General features: G+C 57.3%; 11 protein-coding genes and 1 pseudogene. 4 read left to right on the forward strand and 8 right to left on the reverse strand.

Going from position 1 to position 14057, the window contains the following annotated elements; all coding sequences use genetic code 11:
* The 5 genes and pseudogenes from QZL66_RS09115 to QZL66_RS09135 all read right to left on the reverse strand — a co-directional run.
* Positions 1-183, reverse strand: a pseudogene (locus QZL66_RS09115) (acetyl-CoA carboxylase, biotin carboxyl carrier protein); the annotation flags it as partial.
* A gap of 12 nt (positions 184-195) precedes the next feature.
* Positions 196-1434, reverse strand: coding sequence for a beta-ketoacyl-ACP synthase II (fabF, locus tag QZL66_RS09120; RefSeq protein ID WP_022411407.1), 1239 nt, complete (start codon positions 1432-1434; stop codon positions 196-198).
* Positions 1435-1727: 293 nt separating this feature from the next.
* Complete coding sequence (fabG, locus tag QZL66_RS09125; RefSeq protein ID WP_022411408.1) at positions 1728-2468, reverse strand: 3-oxoacyl-[acyl-carrier-protein] reductase; 741 nt, start codon at positions 2466-2468, stop codon at positions 1728-1730.
* Between the two features lie 23 nt (positions 2469-2491).
* Positions 2492-3418, reverse strand: a complete 927-nt coding sequence (gene fabK / locus QZL66_RS09130; RefSeq protein ID WP_022411409.1) for an enoyl-[acyl-carrier-protein] reductase FabK — start codon at positions 3416-3418, stop codon at positions 2492-2494.
* Between the two features lie 45 nt (positions 3419-3463).
* Positions 3464-4471, reverse strand: a complete 1008-nt coding sequence (locus QZL66_RS09135) for a beta-ketoacyl-ACP synthase III (RefSeq protein ID WP_022411410.1) — start codon at positions 4469-4471, stop codon at positions 3464-3466.
* 372 nt (positions 4472-4843) lie between these two features.
* On the opposite strand from QZL66_RS09135, the gene QZL66_RS09140 reads away from it, so the two are divergent.
* The 3 genes from QZL66_RS09140 to QZL66_RS09150 are packed head-to-tail and all read left to right on the forward strand — an operon-like array spanning position 4844 to position 7104.
* Complete coding sequence (locus tag QZL66_RS09140) at positions 4844-5755, forward strand: ACP S-malonyltransferase (RefSeq protein WP_022411411.1); 912 nt, start codon at positions 4844-4846, stop codon at positions 5753-5755.
* Entirely contained in the window at positions 5755-6594 is an 840-nt protein-coding gene (locus QZL66_RS09145) for a shikimate dehydrogenase family protein (RefSeq protein ID WP_022411412.1), read from the forward strand. Before QZL66_RS09140 ends, QZL66_RS09145 begins: the two co-directional genes overlap by 1 nt.
* A 9-nt stretch (positions 6595-6603) precedes the next feature.
* The gene (locus tag QZL66_RS09150) at positions 6604-7104 is read left to right on the forward strand and encodes a shikimate kinase (protein ID WP_022411413.1); all 501 of its coding nucleotides are present in this window, start codon (positions 6604-6606) and stop codon (positions 7102-7104) included.
* Positions 7105-7345: 241 nt separating this feature from the next.
* Here the strand turns inward: QZL66_RS09150 and QZL66_RS11975 are convergent, their stop codons facing one another.
* The 3 genes from QZL66_RS11975 to alr form a co-directional block, all read right to left on the reverse strand.
* Positions 7346-8578: a 2-hydroxyacyl-CoA dehydratase gene (locus tag QZL66_RS11975; protein WP_022411414.1), complete on the reverse strand. Its 1233-nt coding sequence runs from the start codon at positions 8576-8578 to the stop codon at positions 7346-7348.
* 54 nt (positions 8579-8632) lie between these two features.
* Positions 8633-11602 carry an acyl-CoA dehydratase activase-related protein gene (locus QZL66_RS09155; protein ID WP_022411415.1) on the reverse strand — a complete coding sequence of 990 codons (2970 nt, stop codon included), beginning with the start codon at positions 11600-11602 and terminating at the stop codon, positions 8633-8635.
* Positions 11603-12010: 408 nt separating this feature from the next.
* Positions 12011-13156 (reverse strand): alanine racemase, encoded by a 1146-nt coding sequence (alr, locus tag QZL66_RS09160; RefSeq protein ID WP_226942762.1) that lies wholly within the window; start codon positions 13154-13156, stop codon positions 12011-12013.
* A gap of 240 nt (positions 13157-13396) precedes the next feature.
* Here alr and QZL66_RS09165 point away from each other — a divergent pair.
* A partial coding sequence (locus QZL66_RS09165) for a TatD family hydrolase (RefSeq protein WP_293602150.1) occupies positions 13397-14057 on the forward strand: 661 nt, incomplete at its 3' end.

The raw sequence follows: 14057 nt of genomic DNA on the forward strand, positions 1-14057 counted from the left end.
GCCAGCCGGCGCAGCCATGGGGACACCCATAGGCGGCATCGGCGGCGGGCACTTCTTGCCCTTGATGGTGATGCACTTGTCCTCCGATGCGATGGTGATCTCGCCCAGATCCTTTGCGGCGACGAGGTCGGCCAGCTTCTCGATGGTTTCCAGCGTCACCATATCATAAATTTTTTCACTCATGTCTGATTCTCCTTAGTCTACGCACTTCTTGAAGCACAGGGTGGCGTTGTGTCCGCCAAAGCCCAGCGAGTTCGACAGTGCGGCGCTGACCGGCATTTCTACCGGTCCATCGACACAGTAATCCAGATCGCACTCCGGATCCGGTGTGGTGTAGCCGATGGTCTGGTGGATGAAGCTGTCCCGGATGGACAGCGCACAGACAACTGCCTCCACAGCACCCGTGCCGCCCAGCATGTGGCCGGTCATGGACTTGGTGGAATTGATCTTAACCTTTCGTGCCTGTTCCTCGCCCAGAGCGATCTTCACCGCCTTGGTTTCCAGCATATCGTTCAGGTGGGTGGAGGTACCGTGGGCATTGATATAGGTGATGTCCTCCGGCTTCAAACCGGCTTCGGTGTACGCCTCGATCATTGCCCTGGAGGATGCGCCGCATTCGTCTGCCGGAGCTGTCATGTGGTATGCGTCGCAGGTTGCGCCGTAGCCGGCCAGCTCGCAGTAGATCTTGGCACCACGTGCCTTGGCATGTTCGTATTCCTCCAGCACCAGTACCGCAGAGCCTTCGCCCAGGACAAAGCCGCCGCGGTTCAGGTCGAACGGGGTGGATGCCTTTGCCGGATCGCTCTCTGTGGTCAGCGCTTTCATGGTGCGGAAACCGCCCAGTGTGAACTCTGTGATGGTGGATTCGCTGCCGCCGCACAGGCACACATCCAGATAGCCGTCCTTGATCTTGCGGAACGCCTCGCCGATGGCGTGGGTTGCGGAGGCGCAGGCAGTGGTGGTGCAGAAGTTGTCGCCGCGGAAGCCGGTGCGGATGGCAACCTGACCGGCAGCCATGTTGCCGATCATCATGGGTACGAAGAACGGCGAGATGCGTCCCGGACCCTTGGCACGGTACTTGTCATGCTCTTCCTCAATTCTGCCGATGCCGCCGATGCCGCAGCCGATGATGGTGCCCACACGGTACGGATCCATGTCCTTGAAATCCGAGCCGGCATCTTTCAGCGCCTGAACTGCCGATGCCACGGCAATCTGTGTGAACCGCTCCATGTGGCGGATGTCCTTGCGTTCGAAGTATTCCGCCGGATCGAAGTCACGGATGATACCGGCAACGCTGACACCCAGTTCGGTGGTGTCAAAGCTGTCGATCTTGGAAACACCCAGTGTTCCCTTCTTTACATTTTCCCAGAACTTTTCCACAGTGCTGCCCAGCGGGTTGACTGTGCCAAGTCCGGTGATGACTACTCTTTTCATAGTTCCTCGCTCTCTGCCGCAGCTGTGCGGCAAGCTTGTTTCTCAATTCTTAGAACCTGTCTTCACAAGCGTATACAAGTGTCTTTTCGGCAAATTTTGCTGCATCCTGCGTGAAAAATACTTGCCATACGAAAGTATGCCTGCAAATTTTTGCCTTGTCTGCAAAAAAATTTGCTCGAAAATCCGCATATATTTCTTATGCATACAAGCTCTGAAAGCATTTTCAGCTTGCCTCCCCGGAAAGGGGGAGGGGGACCAGCGAAGCTGGTGGAGGGGGGGTTACGGGAAACCCCTTACATCATCAGTCCGCCGGAGATCTCAACGACCTGACCGGTGACATAGCTTGCATCCTCAGAGCACAGGAAAGAAATCACGCTTGCCACTTCCTGCGGGTCGCCGTAGCGCTTCATTGCCACCAGCTCCAGCATCTTGCTGCGCTGTTCCTCGGTGAGAGCGTCAGTCATGGGTGTCTTGATGAAGCCCGGAGCAACGGCGTTGACGGTGACATTGCGGGAGCCCAGCTCTTTTGCCACGGTCTTGGTCATGCCGATGATGGCAGCCTTGGATGCGGAATAGTTGATCTGTCCCGGATTGCCGTACAGACCGGCAACGGATGCCAGACTGACAATGTGTCCGTGGCGCTGGCGCATCATGACAGCGCCCACCAGCTTCATCATGTTGAACACGCTTTTCTGGTTGACGGCGATGACAGCGTCGTACTGCTCCTCAGACATGCGCACCATCAGACCGTCCTTGGTGATGCCGGCGTTGTTGACCAGTGCGTCGATCGAGCCGAAACGCTCTTTTACTGCCTTGGTCATTGCTTCGCACTGGGCATAGTCTGCCACGTTTGCGGCAAAAAGCTCTGCCTCTACGCCGAAGCTGCGGCACTCTTCTGCGACCTTCTCAGCGTTTGCCTTATCGGAATCGCTGGGGAAGTGATTGATTGCGATATTATAACCGTCCTTCGCCAGACGCTTGGCGATGCATGCGCCAATGCCCTGAGAAGCACCTGTGATCAATGCTGTTGCCATGGTAATTTCTCCTTTATCTCAACTCAGTTTTTGCCCAGTAACCGGAACGCCTGTGCCCACATCTCGTCGATAACCTCTTTGCAGGGTTTGATCTCGTGGATCATACCGGCGATCAGACCGCACAGGAATGAACCCTCGTCCACGTTGCCGTCTACCACTGCCTTGCGCAGAGAGCCGACGGTCATTGCCTCAAAGTCCTCCGGCGGGCAGGCTGCCTTTTCCATTGCCTGAAGCTTCTTGGTGTACTTGGTCTTGATGCCGCGGCAGGGGCTGCCGGAGTAGAAGCCGGTGATCTGGTTGTCGGTGTCCTTTGCCTTGAGTACCAGCTCCTTGTATTTCGGGGAGATCTGGCATTCCTCTGTGGCGAGGAACCGTGTGCCCAGCTGGACACCCTCAGCGCCCAGCATGAATGCCGCAGCGATACCTCTGCCGTCTGCGATACCGCCGGCAGCGATGACCGGAATGTCTACCGCATCCACGACCTGCGGCACCAGACACATGGTGGTGTTCATGCCGATGTGTCCGCCGGACTCGGTGCCCTCTGCAACAACGGCATCAGCGCCGGCACGTTCCATGCGCTTTGCCAGCGCCACAGACGGAACCACCGGAATCACCTTGATGCCGGCTGCCTTCCATGCGTCCATATACTTGCCGGGGTTGCCTGCGCCGGTGGTGACGATGGGCACGTGTTCATCAATGACCAGCTGTGCCAGATCATCGGCGTTGGGGCTCATGAGCATGATGTTCACGCCAAAGGGGTTCTGTGTCTTTTCTTTGCAAGTGCGGATCTGTTCCCGCAGATAGTCGATGGGGGCGCTGCCGCCTGCGATCAGACCGACTGCGCCGGCGTTGGACACTGCCGAAGCCAGTGTGCTCTCGGCGATCCACGCCATGCCGCCCTGAATCATGGGGTACTTGCACCCCAGCAGTTTGGTAATTCTGGTTTCCATATCGAGATACATCCTTTCCAGTTGGGATTGATTGATTAAAATGTATTAGTATTCCATAATGAGTGCGGCATAGGTCAGACCTGCACCGAAGCCCACCAGACACACCTTTTCGCCACGCTGGATCTTTCCGGCACGGATCGCCTCATCAAAAGCGATGGGAATCGAAGCGCTGGAGGTGTTGCCGTGGTATTCAATGTTGGTGATGACCTTTTCCATGGGCTGTTTCAGGAACTTCATGGCAGTTTCGATGATGCGCATGTTTGCCTGATGGGGAACGATCTTGTCCAGATCATTCAGGTCGAAGCCGATCTTTTCGGCTGCCATGGTTGCCGCCTTTGCCAGTGCGTGGGTGGCGAACTTGTACACCTCTCTGCCGTCCTGCAGCATGGTGTGCTCCCAGCCCTCCGGACCGGGACCCATGCCGTCATCGTATTCTGCCAGACGCTCCGGCTTTACGAATGGCGACTGGGGCAGGGCGCTGTGGGCATAGAGATACTTGGCACCCGTGCCGTCTGCGCCCAGATGGCTGGTGTACAGAGCATCTTCCTTGTATTCGATCAGTGCCGCAGCAGCGCCGTCCCCGAAGAGAATGCAGGAGGAGCGGTCGCTGTAGTTGGTGATCTTCGACAGACTCTCGTTGGCGATGACCAGCGCATATCGGATGGAGGAATCGGTTTTCAGGAAGCGGTGTGCGGTGTCCATGGCATAGACAAAGCCGGAGCAGGCTGCGTTCAGATCGAAGCAGGCTGCGTTCACAGCGCCGATCTTGCCCTGAATGATGCAGGACATAGAGGGTGTGCAGTATTCCGGTGTAATGGTGGTGTCGATCAGCAGACCGATCTCCGCCGGATCAATGCCCGCTGCCTCAATGGCACGCTTGGCTGCCTGAACGCCCATGTACCAGGTCGGCTCGCCATCCGAAATATGGCGTGTGCCGATGCCGGTGCGTGTCCGGATCCACTCGTCGTTGGTTTCTACGATTTTTGCCATATCGTCGTTTGTCACCTGAAATTCAGGGGTATAGCTGCCTGTGCCTAAAACATGAATGCCCATGCCAAAAATTCCTCCGTTCACAGGGCGCACCGGCGGCAGGCTGCGCCGGCAAAGATCCCGAAATGCGCTGCCGCTGAAAAAAATTCGGTGCGTCCTATTGTTTCTTTTGCTTTTTTGTGTTATGATAGAAGCAGGGGCCGCACCGGCGAAAAATGCCGGATGCGGTCTGCAAAAATAGTATTGCCGTCCTGTGGAGATATCCCGGCAGGCTTTGCGGCTACACACTCTTCTATTATAGATGATTTTACAGCGTTTTGCAATGTAAAACGGGAACTTTTCGAGGTAGAAAAAGTGAAATACTATTTTTTGCACAAAATTTAACGTGGATATTTGTGCAGGTTTGTACATCTCCATGAGAAAGGATCAGATATTATGACAACGATCGCACTTTTTTCGGGACAGGGTTCCCAGTATGAAAAGATGGGACTGGATCTGGTAAAGCAGGATGCCGAACTGGAATCCATTTATGAGGCAGCATCCGAGGCGCTGGGCTTTGATTTGTTCGCCATTGTTGCAGATGCTGACGCACAGACGCTGGGGCGCACCATTTACGCACAGCCTGCCATTATGGCGACCTCTCTGATATGCCTGGAGGCAGCTAAGAAGCGAGGTTTTACGTATGACGCCGTTGCCGGCCATTCGCTGGGCGAGTACGCCGCAATGGTTGCTGCCGGTATGCTGTCCCTGGAGGACGGCTTCAAGGTCATCAAGGCCCGTTCCGAGGCAATGGATGCCGCAGCTGCGGCAGCAGACGGGGCAATGTGCGCTGTGCTGAAGCTGGCGCCGGCAGAGGTGGAGCGCATCTGTGCCGAGACCGAGGGCTATGTTGTCCCGGCAAACTATAACTCCGCCGTTCAGACGGTCATCGCCGGCGACCGTGCCGCTGTGGAAAAGGCAGCCGAGGCGTGCGCAGCGCAGAAGGGCAGAACCGTGATGCTGGCTGTGGCAAGCGCATTCCACACCAAGTTCATGCAGCCGGCAGCCGATGCGTTCTATGAGGCAGTCAAGGATGTGAAGTTTGCCGCACCGAAGGTGCCGTTCTACTCCAACGTGCTGGGCGGTGTGCGCACAGACTTCTCCGATATGCCCAAGGCACTGGCAGAGCACATTGTTTCGCCGGTACGCTTCACCGATGAGCTGGCAGCCATGCAGGCAGCCGGCATCACACGCTACATCGAGTTCGGCCCGAAGAACGTGCTGACCGGTCTGGTGAAAAAGACGCTCAAGGGTGTTACCGCAAAGAACTGCGAGAACTGTGAGACACTGGAAGGAGTTCTGGAATAATGGAACAGTACACATTGATCGGACACCCGCTGGGACACTCCATGTCGCCGTTTATCCACGAGCGGCTGTTTGCCATGGCGGGCAGAAAGGCAGAGTACACCCTGACCGATATCGCACCGGAGCACCTGCTGGAAAAAGAACCGTTTCTCCGGAGCTTACAGGGCTTTAACATCACCATTCCCCACAAGATGGCAGTCATCCCCATGGTAGACCGGCTGGACGAGAGCGCCAGACGCTACGACTCCGTCAACTGCGTGGCAAACGTAGACGGCAAGCTGGTGGGCTATAACACCGACTGCGACGGCTTCACCATGTCCGTGAAGGACTATCCCATGGACGGCAAGGTGCTTCTCATCGGCTGCGGCGGTGTGGGACGTATGATCGCCACCGAGGCGCTGCGCAGCGGTGCAGACCTGACCATCGGCATCATCCCGCAGGATCGGAAGCTGGTGGAGACCTTCATTCAGGAGGCAAAACAGCAGATGCCGGGTGCCAGAGTGCAGTATGCCGTGACCGCAGAGATTCACGAGAAGTTCGATGTCATCATCAACGCTTCGCCGGTTGGCATGTTCCCCAAGGTGGACGCTTGTCCGGTTTCTGACGAACTGATTGATCAGGCGGACTATTTCTTTGACGTGATCTATAATCCTACCAAGACGCTGTTCCTCCGCAAAGCGCTGGCGCAGGGCAAGACCGCAAAGGGCGGCGCAGCCATGCTGGTATTGCAGGCAGTCCGTGCCCACGAGATCTGGAACGGCGACAGCTATACCCAGGAGCAGATCGACACCATCATTCGGGAGATGGAACAGACCATCGACCAGCAGAATGGCACACACTGAGGAGGGCGCATGAAAGCGATTTTTTTGTGCGGCTTTATGGGCTGCGGCAAATCCACCGTGGGAGAACTGGTTGCCAGGCAGCTCAAGCTGCCCCTCATTGACACCGATGCCTATCTGGTGGAGCAGGAGGGACGCAGCATTCCGGAGATCTTCGCACAGGACGGCGAGCCGTATTTCCGGAAGATCGAGGCAGAGGCGATCCGGACGCTCTGCGGCACACAGGCGGTCATCGCCTGCGGCGGCGGTGCCATGCTGAATCCGGACAGCGCAGCAGCTGCCCGGAAAGAGGGCGTTGTGGTGCTGCTGGACGAGTCCTTTGACACCTGCTATCGGCGCATCAAGGGCGACACCAACCGCCCCATTGTGCAGCGCAGCACCAAGGAGGAACTGGAGCAGCTTTTTCAAAAGCGTGCGGCAGTGTACCGTGCCAATGCCTCCTGCGTGGTCGCCGGCGGCGTATCCCCCAGGAAGATGGCGGAGCGTGTCATCGCTGCGGTACAGGAAGCTTAGAGCTTGTGTTCATAGGAAATATATGCGGATTTTCGAGCAAATTTTTTTGCAGACAAGGCAAAAATTTGCAGGCATACTTTCGTATGGCAAGAATTTTTCACGCAGTATGCAACAAAATTTGCCGAAAAGACGTAGATAGACGCCTATGAACACGAGCTCTTAACCAAAATTCTTGTTGCATATGACAAAAGGCGAGCGGAATGCGGTTCCGTTCGCCTTTTTGATGCGTTGCTGCTTGGAATCAGGAGTGGCTCTCCAGCTTGGCGTTTGCCAGCATCAGCTTGATGCGGTTCTCCTGGTTGACTCTGGTTGCACCGGGGTCATAGTCGATCGCCACAATGTTGGCGTTGGGGTAGGCGTTCTTGATGGTGCGTGCCATGCCCTTTGCCACGATGTGATTCGGCAGGCAGCCGAACGGCTGCGTGCAGATGATGTTCTCTGTGCCGGTTTCCGCCAGCACTGCCATTTCGGCGGTGATCATCCAGCCCTCCCCCATGGAAACGCCCTGACTGATGTACTTGTCTGCGGCACGGCGCAGATCCTCGAAGTCGTGGGGCGGGGTGAACTCGCCGTGCTTCTGGATCGCCCGGATCATCTGCACCTGCTTGCTGTGGAGGAACTTGTACCCCAGCCCGAACGCCAGCGTCTTGAAGTTCCTGTAGTCATACAGGTGGCTGTTGGTCTCGCTGTTGGCAGCGCAGTACAGGATAAATTCCAGCAGCGTGGGCACAACGGGTTCGCAGCCCTCGGAGATGAGGAAGTCTTCCAGATGGTTGTTCGCCAGCGGGGAATACTTGACGTAGATCTCGCCGATGATGCCCACCTTGATCTTGGGCTTCTTGCTGCGGGGGATGGCAGCGAAGTCCCTGAGAATCTGGGCGTAGGTCTTTTCGGCGGAGAGGAACTTGTTGCTCTCGAACAGCTTGGGCAGCTTCTCCTGCCATGCGTCCAGCACCTGCTGGGACTCGCCCTCGTTCAGCTCGTAGGGACGGCACTGGTTGAACAGCGTCATGAGCAGATCGGCGTACAGGACGGCGTAGACCATTTTGATGCACAGCGCCGGTGTCAGTTCCAGACTGCTGTCCTTTTCCAGTCCGGCGAAGTTCAGGGAGATGACCGGCACCTGCGGGAACTGCTCCGCCATGCACTTGCGCAGCAGATGGATGTAATTGGACGCACGGCATCCGCCGCCGGTCTGGGTGATGAGCAGGGCGGTGTGGTCGATGTCATACTTGCCGCTCTTCAGCGCCTCCATAAACTGTCCTACAACCAGCAGTGCCGGATAGCAGGTGTCGTTGTGGACGTTTTTCAGTCCCTCCTCCACCACAGTGCGGGAGGTGGACTCCAGCAGTACCACGTGATACCCGAACTGTTCCAGAATGCGAATGAGCAGGTGGAAGTGAATGGGGAGCATGTTGGGTGCAAGAATGGTATAGGTCTTCTTCATTTCCGGTGTGAATTTTGCATATGCCATAAGATATGGGTACCTCCTTGGAATGCTCGGGATGGTGTGTCCATGCGATGTGATTTATGTCTCTTCCGATTCGGCGGAGCTTTGCTTCTGTGTCTGTTCCATGGCGGCGATCAGGCTTCGCAGGCGGATCTTGATGGCACCCAGATTGCTGATCTCGTCGATTTTCAGCTGGGTGTACAGCTTTCCGCCGTCCTCCAGAATCCGCCGCACCTCGTCGGTGGTGATGGCATCGATGCCGCAGCCGAAGGACACCAGCTGTACCAGTTGCATATCCGGCTGGGTGGTGACGTACTTGGCAGCACGGTACATTCTGGAGTGGTATGTCCACTGGTTCAGCGCCTGTAATTCCGGTGTCTGCGCCAGATGCGCCACGCTGTCCTCGGTGATGACGGCAAGCCCCAGACTGGCGATGAGCTTGTGGATGCCGTGGTTGATCTCCGGGTCAATGTGGTAGGGCCTGCCTGCCAGCACGATGATCTGCCTGCCTGCCTCCCGTGCCTGCCGGACGATCTCCTCGCCCTCGGCAACAATGTCTTTCCGGTACTGCTCCAGTGCGGCGAAGCCGTGTTCCAGCGCCTGTTCCACCTCTTTTTTCGAGGCGTACTTGGCGAAGATGGTGTGGAGCACCTTGACCACATGGCTGCGGCGGTTCAGGTCGAGGAACGGGTGCAGGAAGTTGCTGTCCGTCAGTTTTTCGCAGTTTGCCATGAGCAGCTCCGGATAATACGCCACAACGGGGCAGTTGTAGTGATTGTCGGAATCGCCCTCGTCGATGTTGTAGCTCATGCAGGGGTAGAAGATGAAGTCCACGCCCTGTTCCAGCAGGCTCTCAATGTGACCGTGCGTCAGCTTTGCCGGATAGCAGACCGTGTCGGACGGAATGGTGCTCTGTCCTTTATAATACGTATTCCGTGTGCTCTCCTCGGAGAACTTCACGGCAAATCCCAGCTCTGTAAAGAACGTGTGCCACAGGGGCATCTGGTCGTAGTAGTGCAGCGCCAGCGGCAGTCCCACCGTTGCCTTGGGCTTTTCCGGCTGGTGCTCTGCCAGCGAGAGGATGTGCCGGTACTTCCACTCGAACAGATTGGGCAGCTGCTCCGCTTCTTTCTTGCCGGCACCCTTTTCACAGCGGTTTCCGGAGATGAACCGTCCGCCGTCGGAGAACCGGATGATGCTCAGGGCACAGTGCGCCGTGCAGCCCTTGCAGGTGGCAGCCTTTGCCGTGTAGGAGAAGTTTTTCAGATCCTCTGCGCTGCGCAGGGTGGTGGTGCCGCTGGAGCGCTCCTGTGCATAGAGAGCTGCGCCGAATGCGCCCATCAGACCGGAGATCGCCGGCCGGATAACGTCGTGGCCGATCTCCCGCTCAAAGCACCGCAGCACGGCGTCGTTCAGGAATGTGCCGCCCTGTACCACGATGTGCTGTCCCAGCTCCTCGGGATTGCGGGCACGGATGACCTTGTAGATGGCGTTCTTGACGATAGAGCCGGACAGACCGGCGGAGATATCCTCGATGGTTGCGCCGTCCTTCTGCGCCTGCTTGACGCTGCTGTTCATGAAAACGGTGCAGCGGGAGCCCAGGTCTACCGGATGCTCGGCGAACAGCCCCAGTCTGGAGAAGTCGGCGATGTCGTAGCCCAGCGCCACGGCGAACGCCTGAATAAACGAGCCGCAGCCGGAGGAACATGCCTCGTTCAGCATGATGCTGTCAATGCTGTGGTTTTTGATCTGGAAGCACTTGATGTCCTGGCCGCCGATGTCGATGATGAAGTCCACCTCCGGACAGAAGAACGATGCCGCCTTGAAGTGCGCCACGGTTTCCACAATGCCGAAGTCCACGCCCAGTCCGGCACGGATGAGATCCTCGCCGTAGCCGGTGACGGCGCTGCCGCAGATGGTGCAGTCCGGACTCAGCCCCTCATAGAGGGCGGACAGCTCCCGTTTGATGCAGTCCAGCGGCTGTCCCTTGTTGGAGGCGTAGAAATCATAGAGCAGCTCGTGGTTTTCCGAGAGCAGCACGATCTTGGTGGTGGTAGAGCCGGCATCAATGCCCAGATACGCCTTGCCGGCATAGGTGCGGTAGTCGCTCCGTGCCACATCGTGGGCGGCGTGGCGCTCCTGAAACCGCTGGTATTCCTCCGGATAGCTGAACAGGGGCTTGTCTGCCACCAGCGCTGTCTGCGTCTGTGCCTGCGCCAGCATCTCCTGCAACTGCGTCAGAGTGTAGGCATCCGGCAGGGCGCAGGCGGACAGGGCGCTGCCGTAGGCGACAAAGGTTCTGCCGTCCTCCGGAAAATGGGCGTGTTCCCCGTCCAGCTGTAGCGTCTTGGTGAAAGCGTTGCGCAGCCCCTGCAAAAAGGACAGCGGGCCGCCCAGAAAGAGCACGTTGCCCTGGATGCGTCTGCCCTGTGCCAGACCGGAAACCGTCTGGTCTACGACTGCCTGAAAGATGCTGGCGGCGATGTCCTCCCGCCGCGCGCCCTGATTCAGGAGGGGCTGGATGTCCGACTTGGCGAAAACACCACAGCGGGAGGCGATGGGGTACACTTTTTCCGCGCGGAGTGCCATCTGATCCAGCTGGTCTACGCTGACATCCAGCAGCGTTGCCATCTGGTCGATAAAAGCGCCCGTACCGCCGGCACAGCTGCCGTTCATGCGCTGTTCCACACCGCCGGTGAGGAAGATGATCTTGGCATCCTCGCCGCCCAGCTCAATGACGGCATCGGCTTCGGGACAGCGTTCCTTGACGGCGAGAAATGCGGCGTGGACTTCCTGCACAAAGGGCAGCTTCGCCGCCTGCGCCAGCCCCAGACCGGCAGAACCGGTGATGCTGACACGCATGGCATCGGCGGGGTACTGCTGCGCCAGCTCGCCCAGCTTTCCGCAGACGGTCTCCTGCACCTTGGAGAAGTGCCGCTCATAGCTGGAGGACAACACATGATGTTCCTCATCCAGCACCACCGTTTTTACCGTTGTCGATCCGATATCAATGCCGATGGCATACGGGATTGCAGTTATTTCACTCACAGATGGGTACTCCTTTCCGTTTCCTAGAGATTCCTAGAAATTCTTAGAATCTTTATTGTATAACTTTTTTCTTGTGAATTCTACAGAAAACAAGAAAATTTTTCGCAAATTCTTTTGGATGTTTTGCAGGAAGTTGTTCTTATAGAAATGCACATGGATTTTTGAGCACAATTTTGAAAACGGCAAGGCAGGAATTCGCAGGCATGCTTTCGCATGGCAGGAATTTCTAACGCAGCTGTTCTTAAAACTTGCCGAAAAGACAGTTGTTTTTTCCGTGAGAACAACTTCTAAGAGCCTGCCTCGTGCTTCTGGACACGGAGATGTCAGAAGATGCGAAACAGGTTCTTGAGCGGGGTTATTGCAGAGAAGGTACTGCCTCATCTGCATGGGTGATTCCGTGATACATAATTAGTGCAGGACGTTTCTCGGCACACGCTTGGAGATGCCGCAGACGATCTCGTAGCCGATGGTGCCGTACAGGGCAGCAAGCTCATCGGCAGTGATGGAGGCATCACCGTCTGTGCCGAACATAGTGACCACATCGCCGGGCTTGACCTCCTCCGGCAGGTCGGTGACATCCAGCATCAGCTGATCCATGCAGATTCTTCCCACAATGGGACATGCCCTGCCGTGCACCAGTGCAGAGGCCTTGTTGGAGAGCAGCCGTGCGTAGCCGTCGGCATAGCCGATGGTGACGGTGGCAATGGTGCGGGGTGCGGGGGCGGTGTAGGTTCTGCCGTAGCTGATGCATGCGCCGGGCTCCACGGTTTTCACGTGGGACACCACACTGCGCAGGGACATGACGGGGCGCAGCTCCATGGGAACGTGCACCGGATAGTTTGGCTCCAGTCCGTACATGATGATGCCGATGCGTGCCAGTGTGGCTCTGGGGTTGGGACGGGTGACTGATGCGGCGCTGTTCATAAAGTGCAGGTGCTTGACGGGGTGTCCCAGCTCTGCCAGCTTGTCGTAGACGCTGACAATGAAGTCCTCCTGCGCCTGTGTGTAGGCGATGTCGTCTGCCTCCGGCGAGTCTGCCACGGCGAAGTGGGTGTAGATGCCCTCGATGGAGAGACGCTCCAGCTCAAACAGGGGAAGCAGCTCCCTGGCGCAGTCCTCCGGCGTGCTGCTGCGGAACCCGATGCGTCCCATGCCGGTGTCCAGCTTGATGTGGCAGCGCACCGGCTGGTGGGCGAAGTGCTGCAACTGGCGGGCGTAGTCCAGCGAGAGAACGCCCTGGATGATGTTGTTCCGTGCCAGCTCCGGCGCAAATTCCGGCGGGGTGTAGCCCAGAATGAAGATCTCTCCGTAGGGGCAGTATTCCCGCACGGAGAGCGCCTCCTCCAGATTGGAAACGGCAAACCAGCGCACGCCCAGCTCCCAGAGTTTCTTGCAGATCGCCTCGTCGCCGTGACCGTAGGCGTTTGCCTTTACCACCGCCATATACTGGGTATGCTGCGGCAGCATGCTCTGTACGGTGCGAACGTTGTGCTCCAGTGCGGATAAATCAATTTCTGCCCATGCACGGTAGCGTTTTTGTTGTTCCAATTCCATGATGACAAAACCTTCCCTTTTTCGCAGCTTCGGCTGCGCTTGCATTTTTTGATAAAATATGCTATGATAAAAATTGACCAGATATGAATAGGCTTGAAAACTGCTGTTGTCATATCGTTTCAAAACCGGTCTGCGCCGTTGCTGCAGCGCAGCAGATGAAAACAGTTTTAAGTATAGCACACAGAAGCCGAAATTGCAAGTACGATTTGTGAATATGTTGAAGAAGGGGAGATTTTGTCTATGCCGCATGCCATTTTTGATACCCACAGCCATTACACAGACGATGCCTTTGCGCCGGATCGGGAGGAGGTGCTGCGCACTCTGCCGGAGCATGGGGTTGTCCACGCTGTCCTCGCCGGAACGACCATGGAGGACAGCGCCGCCGGCATCGCACTGGCGCACGCCCACGAAATTCTCTACGCTGCTGTGGGCATCCATCCGGAGACTGCCGGAAGCCAGCCGGCGGACTATCTGGCACAGCTGGAGAAGCTTGCGGCACAGCCCAAGGTCGTCGCCATCGGGGAGATCGGGCTGGACTACCATTATGCGGGATACGACCGGGAACAGCAGATCATCCTGCTGCGGGAGCAGCTGGATCTGGCAAAGCAGCTGGATCTGCCGGTCATCATCCACGCACGGGATGCCACAGAGGATTACATACGCATTCTGGAGGAATTTCGTCCCCGCGGTGTGGTGCACTGCTTTTCCGGCAGCGCAGAGACGGCGCAGCAGGTGCTGAAGCTGGGCATGTACATCGGCTTCACCGGCATTCTGACCTTTTCCAATGCCAAAAAGGCACGGCGTGCGCTGGCGGCGGTGCCGGAAGACCGGCTGGTGCTGGAAACGGACTGCCCCTACATGGCGCCGGTGCCCATGCGCGGCAGGCGGTGCGACAGTACGA

The sequence above is a fragment of the Ruminococcus sp. CAG:330 genome (genome assembly GCF_000437175.1).
Taxonomy (GTDB): Bacteria; Bacillota; Clostridia; order Oscillospirales; family Ruminococcaceae; genus Ruminococcus_C.

Bases quoted from the DNA above. Each gene is read 5' to 3' on its own strand.
- fabF (WP_022411407.1), bottom strand. From the start codon at position 1,434: ATGAAAAGAGTAGTCATCACCGGACTTGGCACAGTCAACCCGCTGGGC.
- fabG (WP_022411408.1), bottom strand. From the start codon at position 2,468: ATGGCAACAGCATTGATCACAGGTGCTTCTCAGGGCATTGGCGCATGC.
- fabK (WP_022411409.1), bottom strand. From the start codon at position 3,418: ATGGAAACCAGAATTACCAAACTGCTGGGGTGCAAGTACCCCATGATT.
- QZL66_RS09135 (WP_022411410.1), bottom strand. From the start codon at position 4,471: ATGGGCATTCATGTTTTAGGCACAGGCAGCTATACCCCTGAATTTCAG.
- QZL66_RS09140 (WP_022411411.1), top strand. From the start codon at position 4,844: ATGACAACGATCGCACTTTTTTCGGGACAGGGTTCCCAGTATGAAAAG.
- QZL66_RS09145 (WP_022411412.1), top strand. From the start codon at position 5,755: ATGGAACAGTACACATTGATCGGACACCCGCTGGGACACTCCATGTCG.
- QZL66_RS09150 (WP_022411413.1), top strand. From the start codon at position 6,604: ATGAAAGCGATTTTTTTGTGCGGCTTTATGGGCTGCGGCAAATCCACC.
- QZL66_RS11975 (WP_022411414.1), bottom strand. From the start codon at position 8,578: ATGGCATATGCAAAATTCACACCGGAAATGAAGAAGACCTATACCATT.
- alr (WP_226942762.1), bottom strand. From the start codon at position 13,156: ATGGAATTGGAACAACAAAAACGCTACCGTGCATGGGCAGAAATTGAT.